Genomic DNA, 19,163 nt, shown 5'->3' on the forward strand with positions numbered 1-19,163 from the left:
CCCGCTGACGCCGCCCGCCCGCTGACGCCGCCCGCCCGCTGACGCCGTTTCGCAAGCCGGCGAGCGGCCAGTATCATCCAACCGATTCGCGACTGTTCGTCGCAGTCGCCGCATGACAAGGATTTGACATGACGCAACGCACAACCGTGATCTATCCCGATCCCGAGACGCTCGCGCAGGCGGTGGCCGCGCGCACGCTGCTGACCATCGGCGATCTGCTCGCCGAGCCTGGCCGCAGCCGCGTCGATATCGCCCTGACCGGCGGCACCGACGGCAACCGCGTACTCGCGGCGATGGGCGCAAGTCCGCTGGCCGCGGCCGTGGATTGGACGCGCGTGCATATATGGTGGGGCGATGAGCGATTCGTGGCCGCCGACAACGACGATCGCAACGCGCTGCAGGCGCGGCGCGCATGGCTGGATGGCATGGTCCGATCCGGCACGCTGCCGGAGGGCAACATCCATGAGATGCCCGCCGACGACCGCGATGCCGACGAGATCGCGCATGCCGACGCGGCACAGACCGATGCCGTCCTCGATCGCGCGGCCGCGACCTATCAGCGGGAACTGATCGACGAGCTCGGCAACGAGCCGCGACTCGACATCGCCATGTTCGGCATGGGACCGGACGCGCATTTCGCGTCGCTGTTCCCCGACCGTCCGCAGGTGCTCATCGACGATCCGCATGTGCTGGTCGCCGGTGTGCGCGACTCGCCCAAGCCGCCGCCGCTGCGTCTGACGCTGACCGTGCCGATGATCGCCCGATCGCGGCATACATGGGTGTTCACGTCACAGACGCGCAAGGCCGAGGCGGTGGCCCGCGCCTTCGCGGAGCCGCGCAATCCGCAGGCGCCAAGCTCATTCGCCGACGGCGACGAACTGCTGTGGCTGATCGATGAAGGCGCGGCGAGTCTGCTGCACTGACAGATGTCGGCTCACCGACCGGTCTGCTCGCGCAGCAGGCCGGTCACCGTCGCGCAGATCCTGCGAATGCCCGTCTCGATGTCGCCGGGGTCGGGATGCACCACGTTGAGACGGATGTGCGCATCATCCGTCTCATCGACGTCGAAGACCCCTCCCGGCATGAACGTGACGCCGACCGCCCGGCTTGCCGCCAGCGCGTCCAGCGCGCGCACGCCGTCGGGAAGCGTCACCCACACGTAGTAGCCGCCCTCGGGAACCGACCATCGCATGCCATGCGGCGCATACCGCTCGAACGCCGCGATCGCCGTATCGCAACGATCGCGATACGCGGCGGCGAGAGCGCGCACATGCCCTGCGATGCGCCCTTCTCGCAGCAGCTGCATGCAGATGCGCTGCGATGACGTGCTCGTATGCTGATCGACCATGCGCCGCAGTGCGGCCAGCCGCCCGATCACATGCGGATCGGCCACGATCCACCCGGTTCTCAGCCCCGAGGTCACGGTTTTCGAGAACGTGGACAGATACAGCACATACCCTTCGTTCTCCATGCCGGCCAGCGGGATCGGGCATTCGTCGCCATATCGCAGTTCGCCGTAGGCGTCGTCCTCGATGATGAGGCACTGGTGGCGCCGGGCCGCGTCGATGAGCCGACGACGGCGGTCAGAGGGCATCGTGGAGCCGGTGGGGTTCTGGAACGTTGGAATCGTATAGATGAACTTCGGATGGAATCGGGCGCAGTAGCCCTCCAGCAGATCGGCGCGCATGCCATGCCCGTCCATCGGCACGCCCACGATGCGCGCTCCCGCCGACCGGAACGACTGCAATGCCGGGAAGAACGTGGACTGCTCGACCAGCACGCAGTCGCCCGGATTGATGAATGCGCGCACGCACAGGTCGATCCCCTGCTCGCAGCCGGACAGCACCATCACGTTGCGCGCCTTGCAGTGCACGCCCCGAGTGCGCATATGCTCGGCAAGCAGTTCGCGAAGCTCGTCGAACCCCTCGATCGGCGATTCCGGCTGGCCGTCGAACTCATGGGAGGAGAACGCCTCAAGACTGACCGCGCGCAGCAGATCGTCGGGAATATCGGCCGGATTCGGCGAGCCGGCGGCAAAATCGATCATCGTGCCGTCCGCCCGTTGGGCGCGCTCGGCCGACGCGAAGTCGTGATACGTGAACCGATTGGAATAGTCGCTGAACAGCACCGACCACGGCGGGCGGATGGCGTTCGGCTCGGAGTGCGCATCGACAGCATGGCGTTCGCGGATCGTGCGAATCACCGCGCGTCGGCCCGGCGCTGCCGGCGGCGTCGACGCGGCATCGACCGGCGGCCGCAGATCGTACTGTGCCGACGGCATCGCGCCGGGCGTCGCATCGAGCGTCGCATCGGGCGTCGAAAGCTCGGCATGCCGCGCGGATGGTGTCTGCCGCAGCGATGGGCGCTCGCCCGGCTGCGGCGGCTGACTCGGCGGCAGGCTCGGGCTCTGGTCCTGATTCGGACGCGGATTTGGGATCGGACTCGGCTGCGGCGACTGCGATGTGGACTGCGATAACGGCTGCGACGGCGACGGCAGCACGAACGTGCCGCGCCCGACCCGGGATGCGATCAATCCCTCGTCCTTGAGCTGCTGATACGCCTGAAGCACGGTGGTGCGATTGACCTCAAGCCGCGCGGCAAGCTCGCGCTCCGGCGGCAGTCGGTACCCGGCCGACAGCTCGCCGGAGACGATCTGCTCACGCAACTGCTCGGCGAGCTGCCGATACATCGGCACTCTGCTGCGCCGATTCACCTGCAATCGCATATCCACCGCCTTCCCACGCGCCACATGCAAACGTGCGCGCGTGCCGCATTCGCACACGCGGCACACGCGCCTGTACACCCCCATTGTGCCCCATGGTGTAGGGAACTGCCCATGATGTAGGGATGCGTTTTTCAGGAATGGCGGTTTTCCGCCGTTTTTCATCCCTACATCATGAGAGGATCCCTACATCATGTGAGAATGCCTACACCATGGGCAGCCTCCTGCGGGCACGTGCTACAGCGATAGGAACAGTTCGTGGATGCGCGTGTCCTCCGTCAGCTCGGGGTGGAACGCGGTCGCGATGATGTTGCCTTGCCGCAGCGCCACCGCATGGCCGTCCACCTCGGTCTTCGCCACGGCGTCACCACCCACCGACACCACATACGGCCCGCGGATGAACACCAGCGGGAAGCGGGCGATGTAGTCCGGGTCGCCGGGCCGCCCGAAATCGGCGGTGGCGGCGAAACTGCCAAGCTGACGACCGTAGGCGTTGCGGCGCACCACGGCATCCAGTGCACCGAAGTACACGTTCGGGTCGTTGTCGAGCTTGCGCGCCAGCAGAATCATGCCGGCGCAGGTGCCGAGCACCGGCTTGCCGGCCTTGATGTGCGCGTCGATCTTCTCGAACAGGCCCGTGGAGCGCAACAGCTTGCCCTGCGTGGTCGACTCGCCGCCGGGCAGAATCACCCGGTCGATCGTCTCGTCGAAGTCCTCGGCTGCACGCAGCAGCTTCCACGGCGCGCCAAGACGATCAAGCACGGCCGCATGCTCGGCGAAGGCGCCCTGCACCGCAAGGATGCCGGTCACGCCATGCCTGACCGCACCGGACTCGACACCGTCCGACTCCTCTTTGGAGATGTATTCAACGGCTACAACCATGTCGTACTGCCAGTCTCACTCGCCGCGCGCGGCCATGATGGTCTGGATCTCGTCCTCGTTGATACCGACCATGGCCTCGCCGAGGTTCTCGGACAGCCTGGCGAGCAGGTCGGCGTCCTGCCAATTGGCGGTGGCCTTGACGATGGCGGCGGCGCGCTTGGCCGGGTCGCCGGACTTGAAGATGCCGGAGCCCACGAACACGCCTTCGGCACCGAGCTCCATCATCAGCGCGGCATCGGCCGGGGTGGCCACGCCGCCGGCGGCGAAGTTCACGACCGGCAGGCGGCCGTTGTCGTGCACGTAACGGGCCAGCTCGACCGGCACGGCCAGCTGCTTGGCGGCCTCGTAGACCTCGTCGTCGCGCAGGCCCACCAGCTCGTGGATCTGCTTGTTCATAGTACGCATGTGGCGCACGGCCTGAATCACGTCACCGGTGCCGGGCTCGCCCTTGGTGCGGATCATGGCCGCGCCTTCCGCGATGCGGCGCAGCGCCTCGCCAAGGTTCTTCGCGCCGCACACGAACGGCACATCGAACTGGTTCTTGTCGATGTGGTACACGTCGTCCGCCGGGGACAGCACTTCGGACTCGTCGATGTAGTCGATGTCGATGGCCTGCAGGATGCGGGCTTCGGCGATGTGACCGATGCGCACCTTGGCCATGACCGGAATGGAGACGGCCTCCTGAATGCCCTTGATCATGGCGGGGTCGCTCATGCGGCTCACACCGCCGGCGGCGCGGATGTCGGCGGGGATGCGCTCCAGCGCCATCACCGCGCAGGCGCCGGCGTCCTGCGCGATCTTGGCCTGTTCGGGCGTGGTGACGTCCATGATGACGCCGCCCTTGAGCATCTGGGCAAGGTTTCGGTTGAGTTCCGCTCGATTGTTCGTATCCGTCATGGTCATTTCCCCCGATTCGGATGGTCCGGCATGGCACGGGCGTGCATCCGCCGCATTCGCATAGCGGACGATCGCAGAGCGAACGGCCGCATGGTGGATGCTTGCACATGGCATGCTCGCATATTGGATGGGTATCGACCCGACCATTATGCCGGCACCGCTCACGCCGGCATCCGAAACCGTCCAATTTGGATGGGGCCAATCCGACCGCCAGCGACCCATCCAATCCGCCATCCACCCATCCACCGCCCGTCTGCGTCTGCCAACCATCTGTCTCTCCCCCAGTCAGCTTCGCTGACAGCCCCCTCATCAGAAGGGGCCAACACCACTCAGATAATGACAGGACAGACCACTAACCGCCCGCCGATTGCCGCCCGTAAGCCCCCAGCCACCACCGAATCCTCGATCCGATACGCAGAATTCATCACGCATTCATCACGACACACCGCGCATTCCAACACCCGGCCAATTCACCAGACTACGTATGTAATCATGACGGCAACGGCACGGACGGCAGCATCCAGCATCACGGCAATCCCAGCGGCAATGCCCACAGCAATACCGGCAGCCACGCCGGCGGCGATATCCGCAACGGCAGCGGTGTCATCGGCAGCAGCGGCACCGGCGGCCGTGGCGGCGAGCGCGCGCGGCGAACGCATCACTGCGCCAAGCGGCACGCGGCGCGCGGCGCGACTCGACTACGCGCAGACGTTCTCGATCGGCTTCGGCATGCTCGCCATCGCCTCCGCGTGGGCCATGTACAACGCATTCGTGCCCATCAAACTCAAGGATCTCGCCATCCCCACCGCCGTCGTCGGCATCATCATGGGCATCGACAACCTGTGCGGATTCACCATCCAGCCGCTGTTCGGCGTGCTGTCCGACAGCGTGCGCACCCGGCTCGGCAGGCGCATCCCGTTCGCCCTGTTCGCGATTCCACCGGCTGCGGTCTGTCTGATGCTGGTGGCTGCGGCGCCGAACGCGGCGACGACGATCGCGGCGGTCGTCGTCTATGCGGTGCTCATGTCGTCGTGCCGCGCGCCCATCGTCGCCCTGATGCCCGACGTCACGCCGTCCAGCCAGCGAAGCCGCGCGAACGGCGTCATCAATCTGATGGGATCGATCGGCAACGTGATCGCGCTGGGCGGCGGAAGCCTGCTGTACAAGCGATTCGGCATGTCCGTCACGTTCGCCGCAGGCGCGTTCATCATGGTCGCGGCGGTCGTGGCACTGAGTCTGCTGGTGAGGGAACCCGAACGATTCCGCACGCGGCCGGGCCAGCGGGCACAGCTGCCGTTCGTCAGCTGGCGCGCACTGCGTGAGGCGACCGCTCCGAAGCTTGATTTGGACGGCGAATCGCGCCGCTCGTTCCTGCTGATGATGCTGGTGCTGCTGCTGTACACGATGGGCTCCAGCTCGATCGAAACCTACTTCACCCTCTACGCCACGCACGACCTGGGCATGAAGCCGGCTGAGGCCAGCGCCGGCCTGGTATGGTTCGCGATCAGCGGCATCATGTTCGCGATTCCCGCCGGTCATCTCGGCGCACGAATCGGCCGACGCGCGACGATGAGCGCCGGTCTTGCGCTGGCGATCGTCTCGTTGGCGCCGATGCCGTGGGTGGGGCGTGCGTCGCTGCTGCCGTATCTTGCGTTCGCATTCGGCATTCTGTGGATGATGGTGCTGGTCAATGCGCTGCCGTGGATCGTCGAATTGGGCGGCGTGGAGCGCACCGGCACGATGACCGCATACTATTATCTCGCCACGTCGGGCGGCGCGGCGATCAGTCCGGCGCTGTTCGGGCTGATCGAGCAGGCGAGCGGCTCGTATCGGTGGATGTTCCTGTACGCGATCGTCGGCTTCGCGATGGCGCTCGCCCTGATGCCGTTCATTCGCCGTGGCGAGGCCGCGCGCTGCCGGTGACGCGCTGCCGGCAGCATCACATGGTGTAGGGATATTCGCATGATGTAGGGATCCCCAAAAGCCGACATTGCGCAAAATGGCGGAATAACGCCATTTTCATTCCCTACATCATGGGGCGATCCCTACATCATGCGAATATCACACCATGGGACCGCAGTCAGCGCCGCGGCACGTCCATGAAGCCGAGATCGCGCAGATAGCCCTTGCCGGCGGTGATGTCGTATTGGATGAGCCGGTAGTCGCGCAGCATCCGCTGGGTGGATTGCGGCAGCTCGGCGGGATTGAGCCGCCTGCCCGAAGCGTCAAGATACAGCGGCGACCCCTCGGGAATGCGATCCCAGCCCTGCGTGACGTTGACGACGGGCGGCTCCATCGCAGGCACGGCACGGTGCAGATCGGTCAGGAACGCCAGATACGGCGACACGCGCGCGTTCATATGCTCGGCGGTCTGCGCCATCAGATAGTTGGGCGACGTGTAGGCGTTCTCGCTGCGCGCCCCCGTCGCCTTGCCGCCGTCGTGCAGCCGTGCCGCCTTGTTCGACCAGATGAAGTAGTCGGTCTCGTGCAGCGCGATCGAATTCGCGTCGTCGGCCGCCGCATGCCTGTAGATGCTGGGCAGATGGTCGCCGTAGAAGATGACGGTGATCGGTCGGCTCATCGCGTCGAGTCTGTCGAGGAACGCCTTCGTCGCCTGATCGGTGTAGTTCATGCCCTTGGCATAGGTGTCGATATGGGTGCGTTCGGCGTCATCCAGCGGCGTCGCATTGCTCGATGTCGCCTTGAACTGGTTGTCGTCGTACCAGTTCTCGTATCCCATGTGGTTCTGCATGGTGACCAGCTGGATGAACTGCGTCGCCGCCTTGCCTGATTGCGCTGCGCCGTCGCCGCCATCACCATCATCGCCGCCGTTACCGCCGTTGCCGCCGTTGCCTGCCGCGGCATTCTCGATCAGGCGCAGCACCGCATCGTATGACGTCTCGTCGCTGATGTAGTGCGACCGATCGATGCGCCTGGCATGATCGGCGATCAGCGGATCGGACTGCGAGTAGAAGTGCGAGAAGCCGAATTTGCGATAGTTGACCGATCGCGAATACAGCGCCGGATTGTACGGGTGCACGGCCTCGCTGCCGGCGGTCGCAGTGCCTGCCGACTCGGCGGCATCCGCAGCATCAGCCGAATCCGCGGCATCCGCGGCATCCGATTGGCTGCCGCCTGAGCCCTTCGCCCAGATCTGATTGAACGACGGCGTCCACGTCATCTGCGGCACCAGCTGCTGATACGGACTCGACAGCGACGGATCGAAGTTGACCATGCTCAGTCCGGTAAGCGCCTGGAACTCAAGGTTCGCGGTGCCGCCGCCGTAGCCGGATGAGAGCATCAGCCCCGAGGTGGTGTTCGCCTTGACCGACCGGATGTAGGGCATCGGGTCCTCGTTGAGCCTCACCCCCGGCACGCGGGTCGGGTCGGAGAACGACTCGGAGAGGATCATCACCACGGTCTGATCGCGCATGTCGGTCGTGCGCGAGGCGTTCAGCGCTTGCGCACGGCTCGAATACCGGTTCGCGATGTCACGCATCGCGGCCTGATCGTAACCGGCCGGCTGGTCCATCACCTTGGGACGGGCCAGTCGCAGAAATCCGACCGCCACGCCGTTCGCCTGCGCATCCTCGATCGAATCCCACAGCTTCGCCTTGTCGCCGAACGCGGCAGCGAACCCCTGCGCCCACGAACCGGACGTGCCCAGATCGGCGCCGAAGGTGATCACCATCGCCATGCACAACGCCGCCGCGATGGCGCGACGGATGCGGCCGATGAAGCGCCTCGGCGTGACGATCAGCCAGCCGCGGCCGTCGAACCATGCGGCAAGCGCGACCAACGCCACCAGAGCGGCCACGGTGACGCTCATCTGCGCGATCGCCTCGCCGGAGCCTGCGGGCATGTTGGTGACGGTGTCCCCCATGCCGCCCGCACCACCGCTGGCCATCAGCGTGACGTCGGTGAGCATGATCGTCTGCGAGCGCACGAGCACCTTCATGCGTTCAAGCACCGCGATCACGCCGACGACGACCAGCATGACGCCGCTGGCGAACCAGAATCGGTTGATCGCCATCACCAGCACCGCGTAGATCGCGCCGATGATCAGCAGGTTGAGCAGGAACTGGAGCTGTCCGGTTTTGCCGGTGCCGGATGCGCCGGGGAACATTCTGACGAAGAACTCCCATGGCGTGACATGGCCGCGCGCCACCATGACGCTCCATTGCAGCATCGACACGCATGCGGCGGCGACCAGTATGAACGCCAGCACATACACCCATGCACCGAACGGTGGTCGTGCGCGACGCATCGGACGCGCGGCGGCGCGGCGGCGAACACGGAAACGCGCGCGGAAGGCGGCTCGACAGCGTGCCATCAGATCGTCGGATTGTGTGCCGGCGCCGATGACCCCAGCGCCCGAACCGCGCAGCACGCCGGCCGAGGCCGCACCGGCGCCAGCACCCACGCCCGCCCCAATGCCCGCACCCACGCCCGATTCCAGCATCGCGCCCGCGCCCAGAGCATCGGCTTCAATCGTGTGAACCGAACCGGCGACCTTGCCCTTCACGACGGAATCCATAGACATGCACCTCGTTTCGTCTCATGCTCCTGCGCCGCTGACAGGGCCGTGCCTTGCGGCGCGGCGGCTGGCAACGAACGGCGCGTGGCGGATGCCGGACGGCGGACGGCGATCGACAACCGGCCGCATCGTACTGTGTTCAGGCTATGACGGGGGTCGCGAAAGCGGTACGGGGAGCACGAAGATATCACCGCAACGTAGGCAAAATTCATCTTGGCGTCACGTCGACGCCGTATACACCGCAATCGGCGATCACGCCGGGGTCGGCCTCCAACCCGGGATCAGTCGCCAAGCCGCAGTCGGCGGCTATGCCGCGTCGTTGCCGTAGACGCGCGCCTGCAGATCCTTGCGCGCGGTCTCCATGCCGGTGATCTGGCCGAGCATGGCGATCTTCTCCTCGCCGTCGGGCAGCATCGCCATCTTGCGCTTGGCCGCGCCGATGCGACGCATGAGACCGATGTCGAGTAGCTTGGCGAGCAGCTCGAACGCGTAGCGTCGCTCGGCTTTGGTGGCCGGCCGAAGCTGCGCGGCGGCACCCGACGACGAGCCGGTCGCGGCAGCAGACGCGTCCGCTGCGGCGCTATCGTCCCCACGCGACGCGGACGGCAGCGGCAGCGTCATCACGGCGAGCTCGTTGATGACCGGTTCGAGCATCGGCCCGGCCGCCTTGGTGAGATTGTGCATCCACAGTCCCTGCGGCATGTCGTCCGGCGGCAATCCTCCCGCCGCGGCGACGGCCTGGAACAGCGTGCGGAACACGGGTGTCATGAAGTTGGCGAGCGCCAAGCGGTCGAACCAGTCGCGATCAACGGCGCGCGGCACCTGTACGAGCATCGCCATGAACTGCTGTTCGGCGATGAACACGGCATCGTCGATGCGGAAATACGTCTGGTTGACGGCATCCTGATGCTCGATGCCACGCCGGACCGCCGCGTCCACCGCCCCGCCGCGCGACGCGCCCATGCCCGCGCCGCCGCCGGCCATGTCGGAGCCGTCGAACCCGGATGCCGCAAAACCGGATGCCGCCGAAGCGCCGGACGCGAAGCGCCGCCGCGGCGCATAGGCGTCCTCATCGCGCACATGCGCGGCACGCCGGGCGGCTCTTACCTCGCGTTGCATGATGTCAAGATCGACGCCGATGCGACGTGTGGCCTTGCGCGTGTACAGGTCGAGCAGCGAACGGTCGCGAATCTGCGCGATCAGCGGAGCGACGGCCTTGACCGCGCCCATCTGCCCGGTGGCGAACGATGTGTCGAACCGCCCGATCGCCGTGGCGATCACGAAATCGTAGAGCGGCTGCGCGTTGGCGACCAGCGAGCGCACCGCCTCGTCGCCGCGTTGGATGCGCAGATCGCACGGGTCGAGATTGTCGTCGGCCACGGCGACGAACGTCTGCGTGAGAAAAGCCGAATCCAGTCCGAACGCGTGCAGTGCGGCCTTCTGACCGGCGGCATCACCGTCGAAGGTGAAGACGATGCGGGAGCTCAGCGGCTGCCCGTTGACCTTGAGCGGACCGACCAGTTGGACCGCGCCCAGCGAATCGTCGGCGATGAGCCGGCGCACGATCTTCGCATGCTCGGCGCCGAACGCGGTGCCGCAGGTGGCGACCGCCGTGTCCACGCCGGCCAGATGCATGGCCATGACATCGGTGTACCCCTCGACGATCACGACCTGGCGCTTCTTGACGATCGCCGGCTTGGCGATGTCGATGCCGTAGAGCACCTGGGTCTTGCGGTACAGCTGCGTGTCGGGCGTATTGATGTATTTCGCCGCGATCGAATCGTCCTCGTACAGCTTGCGCGCGCCGAATCCGAGCGTGCGGCCGGTCGAATCGCGGATCGGCCAGGTGACGCGGCCGCGGAAGTAGTCGTAGATGCCTCGCTGGCCTTGACGGGCGAGGCCGGCGTCGAGCATCTCCTGCTGGGTGAACCCCTTGTCGGCCAGATGGCGCACGAGATTGTCCCACCCCTGCGGCGCATATCCGCAGCCGAATCGCTCGCAGTCGGCCTGGCTGAAGTTGCGGCCGCCGAGCAGCTTGCGCGCGGCCAGCGCCTCCTTGGTGAGGATCTGCGAGACGAAGAACCGCTGCGCCTCCTCGTTGGCCTCCAGCAGACGCGCGCGTTTGGAGCCGGCATGCTCGTCGGTTCTGCCGCCGCTTTCGAAATGCAGTTCGATGTGGTAGCGGTCGGCGAGCAGTTCCACCGCCTCGCGAAAGTCGATGTTCTCCTGCTGTTCGACGAATTTGAAGACGTCGCCGCCCAGACCGCAGCCGAAGCAGTGCCATACGCCGAGCGCCGGGCGCACGTTGAAGCTCGGCGTCTTCTCGTCGTGGAACGGGCACAGCCCTACGAACGTGCCGGTTCCCGAAGGTTTGAGCGCCACGCTGGCGGACACGATGTCGTACAGGTCCGCGGATGCGCGCACCTTTTCGACGTCTTCCTTCTTGATCATTCCGGCCATAGCATTCCACGATACCGCCATGCTCGGAACGTGCCGGCCCCGATCACGGGCGACGGCCGGCAAACCGCGCCGACGCGCCGACGGCACGGCGTGCTTCGGCACACGCCGGCGCGGGGCGGAGCGCTCAGCACAGGATCGAATGCAGGGCGAGCGCCGAATTGTCGGTCAGCGAGGCCACCTGATCGATGGCGACGCGCAGACGGCCGTCATCGGAGCCGGCCTCGTTCCAATCGTCCAGAAACTGGCTTTCCAGCATGTCGGAGGCGCGTGGACTGTCGGCCATGAGCACTTCGATCAGATCGACGATGATGCGACGCTCCTCGCGGTGGAGCGGCTCGTGTTCGCGGGGGGCCATGACGAAGTGCACGGCGATGCCCTTGAGCGCGAGGATCTCGTAGCGCGTGGCCTCGGGAATGACCACGCTCGCCGAATATCGGGTGAGCGGTCCGGGACCGTACGTGTCGCGGGTCGCGCGTTCGACCGACCATGCGAACCGCCCGATGAGATCCGACGTGATGTTCTTGAGCTGGGCAAGGGAGCGTCTCGACCCGGTGAACCGTTCGGGCAGCAGGCCGTGATCGCGCAGCCTCGTCAGCGAGGCGAGCAGCAGGTCGGCGTTGAGATCACGCCCGTACCACACGCGCGTGTCCTCGACGATGCCGTCGAGCACGGTCGCGTCCGTCAGTTCGGTCGGGTCGCATGCGCCGGTGGCGATCGCATCCTCGACGTCGTGCACGGAATAGGCGATGTCGTCCGACAGATCCATGATCTGGCATTCCATCGGCTTGACGGCCTCGGGGGCTCCGGTCTTGAGCCAGCGGAACACCGGCTCGTCGTCCGGGTACACGCAGAACTTCGTCGGTTTGACGCCTTTGATCGCCGCATAGTGCGGCGCCTCGGCGGCGGTCCACGGATATTTGACCGCCGCGTCGAGCGAGGCGCGGGTGAGATTCACGCCGGCGGAGCGCCCGTCCGCATGGAAGATCTTCGGTTCCAGTCGGGTGAGCAGACGCAGCGTCTGCGCATTGCCCTCGAATCCGCCGATGTTCGCGGCGATGCGCGCCAGCGCCTTCTCGCCGTTGTGTCCGAATGGCGGATGCCCCAGATCGTGGGCGAGGCACGCGCAGTCGACCACGTCCGGATCGCAGCCGAGCAGCATGGCGATCTGACGGCCGATCTGCGCGACCTCCAGCGTATGCGTGAGTCGGGTGCGCGCGAAATCGTCGGTGCCGGCCACCAGCACCTGGCTTTTCGCGCCCAGCCGCCGCAATGCGGACGAATGGATGAGACGCGCGCGATCGCGCTCGAATGCGGTGCGCGACTTGGATTTCGGCGGCTCGACGGCCCATCGTTCCTCGTCGCGCGAGGCATAGCCCTCGCCTGACGGTATCGTCTCGATCATGCGACCCTCCCCCGCGCCACGACAACATCACCAGCAATCCATCCAACTGCAATCCGGCAATCACCGCAACCGGCGACCGCAATCGCCGCAATGGCCACTGCCTGGAATCAACGCTACCGTATCGCCGCAACAGCACCGCCGCCGCAGCCGGGGCGGCGACTACAGCAGCGTCGACGGGTCCAGCCTGGCGACATCCTGCGGCGCGAGCACGTCGGCGGCATGCAGATACAGGCGCGGAATGCGATTGCGCAGGCAGGTGAAGATCTCGTAGCTGATCGTGTCGGCGGCGCGCGCCCAGTCGTCGGCGGTCGGCTCGGCGTAGTCCTCGCCGCGCCCCGGTCCGAACAGCTCCACCGTGTCGCCCTCGTGTACGCCGAGCGCCGCCGCCGAGCCGTGCAGATCCAAAATGAACTGGTCCATGCACACGCGCCCGGAGACATGGTACAGCCGCGGCCCCTCCGTGGTCATCACACGCACCGGGCCGCCGTGCTTCTCGACATGCTTGGCGCCCTGCATGTCGAATCCGGACGCGGAGCGGTGGATGCCGTCCGCGTAGCCGAGCGGCACGATCGCGGTGGACGTGTCGTTCGGCGTCAGATAGGTGCGGCCATAGGAGATGCCGTGGCCGGCCTCCACGTCCTTGACGGTGCCGAGCTGCGCCTGCAGCGTCATCGCCGGCGTCAGATGCCAGTCGCGCGGCGTGCCCATCGCCGGGTCCGGCTCGTAGCCGTACAGACCGATGCCCGGGCGGGTCAGCTCGAAATGGATCTGGGGCCGGTCCAGCGTGGCGGCCGTGTTGGCCAGATGGCGGATCTCGGGCGCGATGCCGGCCTGCTCCATGCGCCGCGTGAATTCCTTGAACGTTTCGATCTGCCGGTCGGTGGACGCGACGAACTCGGGCACGTCGGGCGAATCGGCCACGGCAAGATGGCTCCACTGGCCGACGATGTGCAGCACGCCCTCCTTGGCGAGCGGCACCAGCCTGGCAAGCGCCGCGTCGAAGCCGGCCGGGGTGAAACCGTTGCGGCCGAATCCCGAATCGACCTTGACGTGCACGCGCGCCGGCCTGCCGACGCGACGGGCGGCCTCGGCCAGTGCGTCGATGCCGGCGAGCGAGCCGACGGAGATGTCGATGTCGGCCTCGATCAGCTCGTCGAACGGCACTTCCGTGCCGTTGTAGACCCACGTCAGAATATGGCATCGATCCGGGCCGATGCCGAGGCGACGCAGCAGCAGCGCCTCATGCGACTGCGCGGTGCCCAGCCATGTGGCGCCGCCGGCGAGCGCCGCGAGCGCCGCGGGAAGCAGCCCGTGCCCGTAGGCGTCGGCCTTGACCACGCCCATCACCGCAGTTCCCGAGTTCGGCCCGCCGACGACGTCGACGAGATGCCGCATGTTGTCGCGCAACGCGGCGAGATCGACGATCGCCTGCGCGGGATACCTGCGGCGCGCCGCCGCATAGTTCGCCTCGCCGGCCGGGGATGAGCATTGCCATGGTGATACAGCGTTCAAAGTCATGGCCACCATTGTGGCGCGGCGCTGTGACTTATGCGACAACGGTTCGCGGCACCCGCTGCGGCACCGGGCGGACACACGGCCGCGCGCCTTGTCCACAGCGCGGTCATAGACTGTCACCATTCGTTCGCACTGCCGTAACCTGTGCAGTGCAACATGTCGATTCCCGGCGTTGAGGCGTGCCGGGGTCCCGGAACTCCGTCCGGTCCAGCCCAATCCATTTTCGTTTCGAGAGAAGAATCAACCATCATGGATCTTTTCCGTAAGAAATCAGTGGATCAGCTGGTCGCTGAATCCACTCCGCTCAAGCGCACCATGCGCACGTTCGACCTGACGATGCTTGGCATCGGCGCGATCATCGGCACCGGCATCTTCGTGCTGACCGGCAAGGGGGCGTTGACCGCCGGCCCCGCGCTGACGCTGTCGTTCCTGCTGGCCGCGGTCTGCTGCGGCTTCGCCGGCCTGTGCTATGCCGAGTTCGCGTCGATGGCGCCGGTTTCCGGCTCGGCCTATTCGTATGCGTATCTTGCGTTCGGCGAGCTGATCGCATTCGTGATCGGCTGGGATCTGATTCTGGAGTACGCGCTGCAGGCGGCCACGGTGTCGGCCGGCTGGTCGGGGTATTTCAACAAGCTGCTGTCCGGCTTCGGACTGGGGCTGCCGGTCGAGCTGACGGCCGCATACGGCACGACGCCCGGTGTCACCACGTATTTCAATCTGCCCGGCTTCCTGATCGTGCTGCTGATCACCTGGGTGCTGTCGATCGGCATCAATCAGACGAAGCGGACGAACGACATCATGGTGATCATCAAGCTGGCGATCATCGTGCTGTTCATCGTGTGCGTCGTGTGGTACGTCAATCCGAGCAACTGGAAGCCGTTCTCCCCGTACGGCCTGTACACGTTCCAGCCGCATTCGACCCAGCCGTACGGCATCGTGCCGGCCGCGTCGATCGTGTTCTTCAGCTTCATCGGATTCGACGCGGTGTCGTCGAGCGCCGAGGAGACCGTCAACCCGAACAAGACGCTGCCGCGCGGCATCCTGTATTCGCTGATCATCTCGACGGTGCTCTACATCATCATGACGCTGATCATGACCGGCGTGGTGCCGTACAAGGAGTTCGCGAACTTCATCGACGCGCCAGTCGCCGGCGTGATCCTCAAGACCGGCATGAACTGGCTGGCGGTGATCGTCAACCTCGGCGCGCTGGTCGGCATGACCACGGTGATGCTCGTGCAGCTGTACGGCCAGTCGCGCATCTGCTATGCGATGAGCCGCGACGGCCTGTTCCCGAAGTTCTTCGGCGAGGTGCACGGCACGTATCGCACGCCGTACAAGGGCACGTGGTTCTTCGGTCTGCTCACCGCGTTCGCCGGCGGATTCATCAACATCAACGTGCTGTTCGAGCTGGTGAACATCGGCACCCTGTCGGCGTTCATCATCGTGTCGGCCGGCATTCTGTGGATGCGCCACACCCAGCCGGACGCGCATCGCGGATTCCGCGCGCCGCTGGTGCCGTTCACGCCGATCCTGTCGATCGTGTTCTGCCTGGTGCTGATCGCCGGCCTCAACTGGGAGACCTGGGTGCGGTTCGCGGTCTGGTTCGCGCTCGGCCTGCTCGTGTACTTCTGCTACGCGCGCAAGCGTTCCAAGCTCAACGCCGCCGATTCGCAGGCCTGATCGCCGACGATATGCGCTCTGCGACGAGCGGGCGCGGAGCGCATGTCGTCCGTCATTCGCAAATCACGGATCTCCCGCCGCATGTCGTGTGCATCAATGCCCTAGTATTGATGATACCCCCTTTAATGGGGGGGGGCGATTGCCTCACTTCTCCTGTACCGACAGCATCGTCGGCACAGTCCACCAGCGATCCACGCTGACGCCTGCATCAGTATCAGTGAACTGAGGAAATATGAGAATAATACAACGAACAAACGGCAAAGCCATGGCAGCTATAAGTTGCCTAGTAATCATTGTGCTATGCATGTGGCCTGAACGGGCATTGGCATATTCCTGCTACTCCGGAGGAATGTCATCACGCTCCTTCAGTGTCAACTACTTGGGAATGAGCGTCCATTGGATTGGGACCTTCGACAAGGCGCGAAATAGCTGGAATAGCTCAGGTGCCGGGGTGAATATAACAAAAAAAGGAACCGCACAACCAACCATCATTGCAAGCAGTTATGCAGATACATGGTACGGACTGTACTCACCGAAATCACCATATGGAAAGAACTTCAATCTGATGGTGAATAATCGCACAATTGCGAAAGACTCCGGTTCGCAATATGCAAACTGGTCTCTCAGCACTGCAGCACATGAGCTCGGCCATGCGCTGAGGTTGGACGACAATCCGACTACTCCCGTCAACCGGTCCTTGATGAACCATGGTCGTACCAGATCAGTCGTGACTACACCGCGTTCATACGATGTAGCAAATGTAAGGAGCTGTTACTCATGAAACAGACAAAACCAATCATACGAATCGCAGCGACGGCAATGATAGCGGCAGCTGCCTTCGGTCTTTCCTCCTGCGCGTCGCCAGCCGTCGATTCCGCACGTCCGGCCACAGGCAGCCAAACCGGCAAGAGCACTGCACACAACGGCGAGGCTCCGGAGATCATCGCCGACTATCCGTCATACGGCAGCGTGGACAAGGCGGTGGATGCCTCCACGATAGTGGTGCGGGGAACCGCGCTGAACTCCTACGAGGCCACGCTCCACCCCGACGTCGATGTCACAGCCGGCACTCCCGAGACGAATCCGCAGTATGGCATGGACGAGGACGACATCGACGTGGATGCGATGGGCGTTCCCCGGACCATCACCCGTTTCAAGGTAACCCACGTGCTCAAGGGTGCCGTGAAGCCAGGCGACGTCATCAAGGTGTCGCAGGTCGGCGGCACCGACACGAGCGGCACCAAGGTCCGCGAATCCGGCACCGTTCTGCTCGGCGAAGCCACGGCGAACGAATTCCTGCTGCTGCTCGTGGATAACGGAAACGGCACATACAGCGCCATCAATCCGCAGGAGGGCCTGTTCGCCGTCAACGAGGAAGGCTCTCTCACCGCATTGTCACCGGACTCCCCCAGCGCTTCGACTGCGGCAGATCTGAGCGTCTACGAGCAGGCCGCCCGCTGACGGCCGCCTCGGATTGCGAGAAGCGAGAAACTGAATTCGAGAAGCCGATTCAGAAAACCTCGGCAACAACCCTCAGTAACCGCAACCGAATACACAAGCAAATGATCGCGTCGCGCGAACGGTTCGCTCCGTCCACGCGACGCGATCATTCCATTGCGATCAAGCCAATGCAATTGCGATCGATCGCGCCTCCGACTGCACTATTCGACGCGGAAGATGTTGCGGCGCGGAATGAGCTGCACCGTGTCATCATAAGGGTTGTCCTGCCATGTGGAGCGGACGGCCTCCTGCGCGGCGGCACGCATCACGATGATGTCGAACGGCTTGCCGTCGCGTTCGATCGCGTGATGCAGCCGGTCGATCTCCTTGAAGCCACGCTCGGCGAACATGTGCCGGGCACGCAGATTATGCGCCGCAATATGCACGGTGATCGTGTTCGCATGCAGCTTTTCGGCCAGTTCATGCAACGCGATATGCAACGCCTGACTGCCGTAGCCATGCCCCTGATAGTAAGGGCCGACGATCAGCGCCAGCTGCGCGTCCCGCTCATCGCCACACGCAAGCCCCCACGCGCTGATGAAGCCGACACACAACCCGTCGTTGTTGTAGATCGCATATCCGAATCCGTCAGCGGAATCATTGCCCGCCCACTGGCGAAACAGCGCCTCGTTCTCCTCCAGCGGATGCTGCTCAAGCGTCTTGCGCACACCATCCGCCACGCGATGATCGTTCCACCAGCTCGCAAACAACGGATAATCGGATTCGGCGGGCTTGTTCAAGGTGATGGTATAGCTGCTCATGACGGTCCTTCCCCTCGGCGGACACCGCAGACACGGCATCCATGCCTCGCATGCCCTTCGGCACGCGCCGCATGCGGCACTGACACCGCACGCGACAATCCATCCCACCCCAATAATAGAACGCCGCGCTGCGGCGACGCACCGATGATCGTCACCGCAGCGCCGCCGAACCAACACGAACCGGCGCCGCCACTCGACCAGCCGCCGTGGTAGCGTTACCGCCAGTTAACCGCGACGCAACCCATCGCAACCCAACCATGAGGTGACCAGTGACCAGCAGCACGTCGACCCGTCGATTCCGACACGCCACCATGCGCGACTTCCCACAGATGCAGAAGAACTACGCCCGCGCACGGGAACTCATGGCGCGCAGCGGCAACCCAACCCAATGGGGACACGAATTCCCCCGCGAAGCAGTAGTACTCGACGACATCGCCCAACACCGCTCCATACTCCTCGTCGACGGCACCGGCCCCCACGAACGCATCCTCGCCCAATTCGCACTCTGCCCCGGCGAAGACCCGACCTACCGCCACATCGACGGCGCATGGCTCGACAACGACTCCTACGTCACCATCCACCGCATCTGCTCGTCAGGACTCGTCAAGCACGCCGCCCGCGAATGCATCCGCTGGGCCCTCAAACACTACGGCAACGTCCGCGCCGACACCCACCCCAACAACAAAGCCATGCAACACGTCCTCGAAACCAGCGGATTCGCCCGCTGCGGCCTCATCCAACTGCTGGACCGGCCCACCGACACTACACGCATTGCCTATCAGCGTCACGAATGGTAAGGGGGGTGGG

At 65.0% G+C, this 19,163-nt stretch carries 13 protein-coding genes; 5 read left to right on the forward strand and 8 right to left on the reverse strand.

Annotated elements, in window-relative coordinates:
* The first annotated feature begins 128 nt into the window (after positions 1-128).
* A complete protein-coding gene (pgl, locus tag EHS19_RS03875) occupies positions 129-923 on the forward strand; it encodes a 6-phosphogluconolactonase (RefSeq protein WP_151916481.1) in 795 nt (264 codons plus the stop codon).
* Between the two features lie 11 nt (positions 924-934).
* Here the strand turns inward: pgl and EHS19_RS03880 are convergent, their stop codons facing one another.
* The 3 genes from EHS19_RS03880 to pdxS form a co-directional block, all read right to left on the reverse strand.
* Positions 935-2,725 (reverse strand): aminotransferase-like domain-containing protein, encoded by a 1,791-nt coding sequence (locus EHS19_RS03880; RefSeq protein WP_241677063.1) that lies wholly within the window; start codon positions 2,723-2,725, stop codon positions 935-937.
* A 234-nt stretch (positions 2,726-2,959) separates the two neighbouring features.
* Positions 2,960-3,604 (reverse strand): pyridoxal 5'-phosphate synthase glutaminase subunit PdxT, encoded by a 645-nt coding sequence (gene pdxT, locus EHS19_RS03890; protein WP_151916482.1) that lies wholly within the window; start codon positions 3,602-3,604, stop codon positions 2,960-2,962.
* Between the two features lie 15 nt (positions 3,605-3,619).
* Entirely contained in the window at positions 3,620-4,501 is an 882-nt protein-coding gene (gene pdxS / locus EHS19_RS03895) for a pyridoxal 5'-phosphate synthase lyase subunit PdxS (protein ID WP_151916483.1), read from the reverse strand.
* A 546-nt stretch (positions 4,502-5,047) separates the two neighbouring features.
* Here pdxS and EHS19_RS03900 point away from each other — a divergent pair.
* Complete coding sequence (locus EHS19_RS03900) at positions 5,048-6,424, forward strand: MFS transporter (RefSeq protein ID WP_175578288.1); 1,377 nt, start codon at positions 5,048-5,050, stop codon at positions 6,422-6,424.
* A 157-nt stretch (positions 6,425-6,581) separates the two neighbouring features.
* Here EHS19_RS03900 and EHS19_RS03905 read toward each other — a convergent pair whose 3' ends face one another.
* The 4 genes from EHS19_RS03905 to alr all read right to left on the reverse strand — a co-directional run bounded on the left by EHS19_RS03905 (position 6,582) and on the right by alr (position 14,418).
* Positions 6,582-9,044, reverse strand: a complete 2,463-nt coding sequence (locus EHS19_RS03905; RefSeq protein ID WP_241677064.1) for an LTA synthase family protein — start codon at positions 9,042-9,044, stop codon at positions 6,582-6,584.
* 300 nt (positions 9,045-9,344) lie between these two features.
* Complete coding sequence (gene dnaG, locus EHS19_RS03915) at positions 9,345-11,498, reverse strand: DNA primase (RefSeq protein ID WP_151916485.1); 2,154 nt, start codon at positions 11,496-11,498, stop codon at positions 9,345-9,347.
* A gap of 124 nt (positions 11,499-11,622) precedes the next feature.
* Positions 11,623-12,900, reverse strand: coding sequence for a deoxyguanosinetriphosphate triphosphohydrolase (locus tag EHS19_RS03920; protein ID WP_151916486.1), 1,278 nt, complete (start codon positions 12,898-12,900; stop codon positions 11,623-11,625).
* 159 nt (positions 12,901-13,059) lie between these two features.
* Positions 13,060-14,418 (reverse strand): alanine racemase, encoded by a 1,359-nt coding sequence (gene alr, locus EHS19_RS03925; protein ID WP_151916487.1) that lies wholly within the window; start codon positions 14,416-14,418, stop codon positions 13,060-13,062.
* A gap of 246 nt (positions 14,419-14,664) precedes the next feature.
* Between alr and EHS19_RS03930 the strand changes: the two genes are divergently transcribed.
* The gene (locus EHS19_RS03930; protein WP_151916488.1) at positions 14,665-16,095 is read left to right on the forward strand and encodes an amino acid permease; all 1,431 of its coding nucleotides are present in this window, start codon (positions 14,665-14,667) and stop codon (positions 16,093-16,095) included.
* An 819-nt stretch (positions 16,096-16,914) separates the two neighbouring features.
* Positions 16,915-17,556, forward strand: a complete 642-nt coding sequence (locus EHS19_RS03935) for a hypothetical protein (RefSeq protein ID WP_151916489.1) — start codon at positions 16,915-16,917, stop codon at positions 17,554-17,556.
* 200 nt (positions 17,557-17,756) lie between these two features.
* On the opposite strand, the gene EHS19_RS03940 is transcribed toward EHS19_RS03935, so the two are convergent.
* Positions 17,757-18,356, reverse strand: coding sequence for a GNAT family N-acetyltransferase (locus tag EHS19_RS03940; protein ID WP_175578289.1), 600 nt, complete (start codon positions 18,354-18,356; stop codon positions 17,757-17,759).
* Positions 18,357-18,667: 311 nt separating this feature from the next.
* Here EHS19_RS03940 and EHS19_RS03945 point away from each other — a divergent pair, with 311 nt between their 5' ends.
* A complete protein-coding gene (locus EHS19_RS03945) occupies positions 18,668-19,153 on the forward strand; it encodes a GNAT family N-acetyltransferase (protein ID WP_175578292.1) in 486 nt (161 codons plus the stop codon).
* The last annotated feature ends 10 nt before the right edge of the window (positions 19,154-19,163 follow it).

Source organism: Bifidobacterium jacchi (assembly GCF_009078285.1).
GTDB lineage: Bacteria > Actinomycetota > Actinomycetes > Actinomycetales > Bifidobacteriaceae > Bifidobacterium > Bifidobacterium jacchi.

Bases quoted from the DNA above. Each gene is read 5' to 3' on its own strand.
- EHS19_RS03930 (WP_151916488.1), top strand. From the start codon at position 14,665: ATGGATCTTTTCCGTAAGAAATCAGTGGATCAGCTGGTCGCTGAATCC.
- pdxS (WP_151916483.1), bottom strand. From the start codon at position 4,501: ATGACGGATACGAACAATCGAGCGGAACTCAACCGAAACCTTGCCCAG.
- EHS19_RS03900 (WP_175578288.1), top strand. From the start codon at position 5,048: ATGCCCACAGCAATACCGGCAGCCACGCCGGCGGCGATATCCGCAACG.
- alr (WP_151916487.1), bottom strand. From the start codon at position 14,418: ATGACTTTGAACGCTGTATCACCATGGCAATGCTCATCCCCGGCCGGC.
- EHS19_RS03880 (WP_241677063.1), bottom strand. From the start codon at position 2,725: ATGCGATTGCAGGTGAATCGGCGCAGCAGAGTGCCGATGTATCGGCAG.
- dnaG (WP_151916485.1), bottom strand. From the start codon at position 11,498: ATGGCCGGAATGATCAAGAAGGAAGACGTCGAAAAGGTGCGCGCATCC.
- pgl (WP_151916481.1), top strand. From the start codon at position 129: ATGACGCAACGCACAACCGTGATCTATCCCGATCCCGAGACGCTCGCG.
- EHS19_RS03920 (WP_151916486.1), bottom strand. From the start codon at position 12,900: ATGATCGAGACGATACCGTCAGGCGAGGGCTATGCCTCGCGCGACGAG.
- pdxT (WP_151916482.1), bottom strand. From the start codon at position 3,604: ATGGTTGTAGCCGTTGAATACATCTCCAAAGAGGAGTCGGACGGTGTC.
- EHS19_RS03945 (WP_175578292.1), top strand. From the start codon at position 18,668: ATGCGCGACTTCCCACAGATGCAGAAGAACTACGCCCGCGCACGGGAA.
- EHS19_RS03935 (WP_151916489.1), top strand. From the start codon at position 16,915: ATGATAGCGGCAGCTGCCTTCGGTCTTTCCTCCTGCGCGTCGCCAGCC.
- EHS19_RS03940 (WP_175578289.1), bottom strand. From the start codon at position 18,356: ATGAGCAGCTATACCATCACCTTGAACAAGCCCGCCGAATCCGATTAT.
- EHS19_RS03905 (WP_241677064.1), bottom strand. From the start codon at position 9,044: ATGTCTATGGATTCCGTCGTGAAGGGCAAGGTCGCCGGTTCGGTTCAC.